The organism is Oleiphilus sp. HI0080 (assembly GCF_001635135.1).
Genome location: NZ_LWFU01000345.1, coordinates 1 through 4,416 on the forward strand (window position 1 = coordinate 1; position 4,416 = coordinate 4,416).

6 protein-coding genes are annotated in these 4,416 nt (G+C 46.6%); 5 read left to right on the top strand and 1 reads right to left on the bottom strand.

Translation table 11 applies throughout. The features are described from left to right. Both A3751_RS04865 and A3751_RS04870 read left to right on the top strand, forming a co-directional pair. The coding region (locus tag A3751_RS04865) for an OmpA family protein (protein WP_156492258.1) at positions 1-305 on the top strand (305 nt) is incomplete at its 5' end. Between the two features lie 36 nt (positions 306-341). Then, entirely contained in the window at positions 342-635 is a 294-nt protein-coding gene (locus A3751_RS04870; RefSeq protein ID WP_068452870.1) for a PA4642 family protein, read from the top strand. A gap of 67 nt (positions 636-702) precedes the next feature. On the opposite strand, the gene A3751_RS04875 is transcribed toward A3751_RS04870, so the two are convergent. Then, positions 703-1,257: a gamma carbonic anhydrase family protein gene (locus tag A3751_RS04875; RefSeq protein ID WP_068452873.1), complete on the bottom strand. Its 555-nt coding sequence runs from the start codon at positions 1,255-1,257 to the stop codon at positions 703-705. A gap of 98 nt (positions 1,258-1,355) precedes the next feature. Here A3751_RS04875 and A3751_RS04880 point away from each other — a divergent pair, with 98 nt between their 5' ends. From A3751_RS04880 to A3751_RS04890, 3 genes are all read left to right on the top strand, one after another. Beyond that, positions 1,356-3,380 (top strand): M3 family metallopeptidase, encoded by a 2,025-nt coding sequence (locus A3751_RS04880; protein WP_068452880.1) that lies wholly within the window; start codon positions 1,356-1,358, stop codon positions 3,378-3,380. Between the two features lies 1 nt (position 3,381). Then, the gene (locus A3751_RS04885) at positions 3,382-3,633 is read left to right on the top strand and encodes a YheV family putative zinc ribbon protein (protein ID WP_068452883.1); all 252 of its coding nucleotides are present in this window, start codon (positions 3,382-3,384) and stop codon (positions 3,631-3,633) included. Between the two features lie 209 nt (positions 3,634-3,842). Continuing rightward, on the top strand, positions 3,843-4,416 hold a 574-nt coding region (locus tag A3751_RS04890), incomplete at its 3' end, for a cytochrome c oxidase subunit II (protein ID WP_197466180.1).

Consider the following 4,416-nt stretch of genomic DNA (forward strand, 5'->3'; position numbering starts at 1 on the left):
AAAAGATTGAAAACGTTCTGGCGAGTTGCCAGGGAGAAATTGTAGTATCGGGTTATACCGATGACTTGCCTGTAACAGGGAATCGTTTTCGATCAAACTGGGATTTGTCTGCGGCGAGGGCCGTCAGTGTGGTGCATCAATTGATATTTAACAATAAGATTGATGCGAATCGAGTCATCGCAGCAGGACGAGCCGAGACAAACCCTTTAGCACCAAACGATTCGGCTGAGAACAGAGCCAAGAACAGACGAGTTGAAATTAGTATCTATGACCCGGAGTGCCAATCTTTGGGCATCAGCTTTTAATATCTAGTCAAAAGAAACAAAGTTTAGGAGTAGTAAATGAGTGGTCCAAGCCAGCCTAAGGTTGAAGGCGAAGAGTGGAGTGATGAGCGTATAAAGGGGTTTTTAGGGTTGCAGCCGAGGGACGACACACATGCAGATTATCATGTTCTGAAAGAAGCATATCAATACATGACACCTGAGTTCTTTGCGCGGTTCGTGCCGTTTTTTGTTGAGGCGGGTAGAGATATCAACGCGAAAAATCCTCAGAACGAATCGCTGTCAGAGAGAATAAAAGGCTTTGGAAAGGCTGCGCCTTATTTGGAAGTCTTGCTGGCCCACGGCGCGATTTAGTGTTATCGATAGAGCGGTGAATCACCGCTCTTTGTATCTTGATGTCTTTTCAATGGCGTCGCCTAAATTAGAGCAGGCCTTGCTCTTTCAAATCCTCTAAGTGCTTATTTTTCAGGTTTACATAATTATTTGCGCTGTAGGTAAAAAAGTTTCTTTCTTTGTCGCTAATCGGCCGCGCTTGTTTTGCTGGGCTGCCTCTATACACATATCCTGATTCCAAGCGCTTGCCTGGAGACACGGTACTACCGGCGGCAATAATAACTTCATCTTCGATCACTGCCCCGTCCATAACGATCGCACCCATACCAATCAAAACACGGTTGCCGATTGTGCATCCATGAAGCAAGGCTTTGTGTCCGACCGTAACGTCATCACCAACGATGAGGGGGTAGCCGTCTGGGTTAAAAGGGCCTGCGTGGGTAATGTGCAATACCGATCCGTCTTGTACGCTGGTTCGATCTCCTATCCTTATCTTATGCATGTCACCCCTGACGACGGCCATAGGCCAAACAGAGCAATCATCACCCAGTTGCACATCTCCGAGGACCAGCGCGCTTGGGTCAACAAAAACGCGCTCGCCTAGCAATGGCGAATGCTCAAGGTATTTGCGGACAGAATTCATGGCATTATTCCAATCTTTGTGAATTGTTACAGGGAAAGAACAGAGTAATATGTTTCAATTCCCTTTCTTCAGACCAATATAGTTCTAGGGTCGGCTTAATGTCTACAGCACTTTTGCGGGAACAGCAGTTACCCGCTTTCAATGAGTTTTCAACACACGATTTTGCGCCTGCTATTGAGGCGTTGATTGCAGATTATCAAGACAGCTTGGCGGAAGTGATTTCGCAAGAAAATCCAACATGGAGCTCTGCGGTTGCGCCTTTAAGCGATCTTAGCCGGAGGATTGATCACGTATGGTCGATCCTTTCTCATCTAAAGGCGGTTGATGATAACGAAACCCTTCGCGAGGTGTATAACGAGTTGTCGGCTAAGCTGACGCGATTTCGATCTGAGGTCTCCCAGAACGAAGCTCTGTTCAAAATTTACGAGCAAGTCAATGCTGCCGCAGAAGGTCTTGATGACGGGCAACGCAAAGTATTGGAAAATATTTTGCGCGGTTTTCGCCTTAGCGGCGTCGCGTTGCCGCAAGATCAAAAAGATGCTTTTAAGCAGTTAAGCGAAAAGCTCGTCGCTTTAAGTAACCGCTTTGCTGAGAATGTACTCGATTCGACGCAGGCTTGGTCTTTGTATATTGATACTGCCGATGTGTTAAAGGGCGTGCCTGATGCCACCCTTGAGCGGCTCTCTGAGCGAGCGAAACAGAAAGGCTACAATTCAGGCTACCTGCTTGGTTTGGATATAACCATATACCTTCCCGTGATGCAGTATTGCGAAGACCGCTCTGTTCGCGAGGCATTGTATCGGGCTTTCATTACTCGGGCCTCTATCGAGGGTGGTCATCTTCCTGAACACGCAAATGAGGAAGTAATGGTGGAGATCATGGAGGCGCGAAAGCAAAAGGCATCGCTGCTCGATCTTCCCTCTTATGCGAGCTTATCGGTTCTTCCAAAAATGGCAGAGAGCCCTGAGCAGGTGCTGAATTTTCTAGAAGAGCTTTTCGCTAAAGCCAAGCCTTTGGCGAAAAGAGAGATGCAGTCGCTTACAGATTACGCAAAAGACCACTTTGGGCTGTGTCGTCTTGAGGCTTGGGATGTGCCTTTTGTTTCTGAATCGTTGCGCAAGGAGCAGTTTGATTTGGATCAGGAGGAGATTCGCCCCTATTTTCCTTTGCCTGTTGTTTTGAGCGGCTTGTTTGAGGTTGCAGGTCGGCTGTTCGGCGTGCAATTGAAAGAAGTTAATGGAGTAGATTTACCTGTGCCTGATGCACGCTGCTTTTGTATTGAAAAAGACGGCAAAGAGCAGGCCTATATTTATATGGATTTGTATTCTCGCGAGGGTAAGCGCGGCGGGGCTTGGGTTGCGCCTTGCCATAAGTTGACGCTGTTCAGTGACGATAGTGTGATTCGTCCGGTCGCTTTTCTTGTATGCAACTTCTCGTCTCCAACGGAAGATAAACCGAGTTTGTTAACACACTCTGAGATGGTGACGCTGTTTCATGAGTTTGGGCATGCTCTGCACCATTGTTTGACGGCAGTTGCCTATCCGGAAGTGTCGGGTATTTCGGGTGTGCCATGGGACGCAGTGGAGCTGCCCAGTCAGTTTTTAGAGAATTGGTGTTGGCAGCGAGAGGCGTTGGCATTTCTTTCCAGTCATGTTGAAACCGGTGAGGCGCTACCTGAGATCATGATTGAGAAACTCTTGAGTGCTAAGACCTTTTTGTCTGGCATGCAAACACTTCGGCAAATAGAGTTCGGCTTGTTTGACTTTCGTTTACACCATCAATATCAAAGTCAGAAAACGGATATCCAATCTTGTCTTGAGGAGGTCCAGAAAGAGGTGTCTGTTGTTCCCGTTCCAGACTATGCGCGTTTTGCAAATGCCTTCTCTCATATTTTTGCTGGCGGATACGCCGCGGGTTATTACAGTTATAAGTGGGCGGAGGTGTTGTCGGCCGACGCGTTTTCTGCTTTTGAGGAAGAAGGTGTTTTTAATGCAGAGACGGGTGCGCGGTTTAAGAATCAGATTCTTGAGCGTGGTGGTGCGGGTGATATCGGAGAGATGTTTAGGTCGTTTCGAGGTAGAATGCCCAGCTCTGAAGCATTGTTAAAGCAAATGGGTGTCTAACATGGCAGATAGTTCGGCTAAACGATTTATTGCGGGGGCGGTTTGCCCGCGTTGTGGTGAGATGGATAGACTTGTTACTTTCGAGAAAGAAGGTAAAAGCTTGCGTGAATGTGTGTCGTGCGACTTTACTGAAGAGCAGGTGGCTAATGTTGTTTCAAGTGAAATTCAAACGCGCGTTAATCAGTTCGAAGAGGCCGGCGCTGAAGACGATGTTGCGGCTGTGAAAATTCTCGATCCAAAGTCTATCCACTAGTTTAGCTAGCCGACCTATTTTGGTGCAGTTGAATAAAATCTGCGCTGGTTATAAAAAAGCCAAAAAAAGCATTGCGTACCTAAAAAATTCATCGCTATACTCACTAGGCACAAGAAAAATAAAGTCACTGTTACTTGAGCTTCTTTTAAGCAGTAATCAGTAGTAGGAAGCCTCACAGGAACAAAAATAATAATCTGTGGAGACCCGTAATGCGATCACGCCTAGTTATGGTGCTGAGTCTGCTGCTGTCTGCAATTTATGCAGCGGATGTTAGCGCAGAATATGGATTGAATATGCCTCGAGGGGTGACTGATGTTAGTCACTCGGTCTATGACCTACACATGACCATTTTCTGGATATGTGTTGTGATAGGCGTCTTGGTTTTTGGGGTGATGTTCTATTCGATTTTTAAGCACCGTAAGAGCAAAGGTGCGGTAGCCTCAAATTTTCATGAGAACACCACCATCGAGATTATCTGGACCATCGTGCCAGCGATCATCCTTATTGTCATGGCGATTCCCGCCACGAAAACCTTAATTGAAATGTACGACACTTCTGATGCTGATGTTGATATCAAAATCACCGGCTATCAATGGAAGTGGCGCTATGAGTATCTGGGTGAAGGCGTCGACTTCTTTAGTAATCTATCGACCCCAAAAGAAGAGATCTATAACGCCAAAGAGAAAAACGAAAACTATCTCCTAGAAGTCGATAACGAGCTTGTTGTGCCAGTGGGTAAAAAGATTCGTTTTTTGATTACAGCAAACGACGTGATCCACTCCT

Bases quoted from the DNA above. Each gene is read 5' to 3' on its own strand.
- A3751_RS04870 (WP_068452870.1), top strand. From the start codon at position 342: ATGAGTGGTCCAAGCCAGCCTAAGGTTGAAGGCGAAGAGTGGAGTGAT.
- A3751_RS04885 (WP_068452883.1), top strand. From the start codon at position 3,382: ATGGCAGATAGTTCGGCTAAACGATTTATTGCGGGGGCGGTTTGCCCG.
- A3751_RS04875 (WP_068452873.1), bottom strand. From the start codon at position 1,257: ATGAATTCTGTCCGCAAATACCTTGAGCATTCGCCATTGCTAGGCGAG.
- A3751_RS04880 (WP_068452880.1), top strand. From the start codon at position 1,356: ATGTCTACAGCACTTTTGCGGGAACAGCAGTTACCCGCTTTCAATGAG.